This window comes from Neisseria maigaei, assembly GCF_958267405.1.
Taxonomy (GTDB): domain Bacteria; phylum Pseudomonadota; class Gammaproteobacteria; order Burkholderiales; family Neisseriaceae; genus Neisseria; species Neisseria bergeri.
In genome coordinates this window covers 1-302 of record NZ_CATQFT010000023.1, presented here as the reverse complement: position 1 = coordinate 302, position 302 = coordinate 1, and the positions used below count along the sequence as shown (strand labels likewise).

Sequence of the window (302 nt, the reverse complement as noted above, 5' to 3'; positions counted from 1 at the left end):
GGCTTGGGCGGTTTGCCGGAAGAAGGTGCTCATGGAAAATCCCCTAAATGTCTTGGTGGAAATTTAGGGGATTTTGGGGAATTTTGCAAAGGTCTCAATGTTTGTTTGACGGCTATCGATGTGGTCGCCATGTTGTATTTTGAGCATGCATACAGCCTGTTCTTTGGCATTCCGAACGCTCTCATTAGGGTTGTAGATATGATGCTCGGTGGCATTCTGATGATTTTTAATTATTTGAAGGTATTGATATTTTTGCAGCGCATACATTTTATTTGCACGCTGCCGCTGCCTTTTGTAAGCAG

The 302-nt window shown here is 43.4% G+C and carries 1 protein-coding gene; it reads left to right on the top strand.

Going from position 1 to position 302, the window contains the following annotated elements; all coding sequences use genetic code 11:
* The coding region (locus tag Q3O06_RS05370; protein ID WP_301818004.1) for a hypothetical protein at positions 1-302 on the top strand (302 nt) is incomplete at both ends.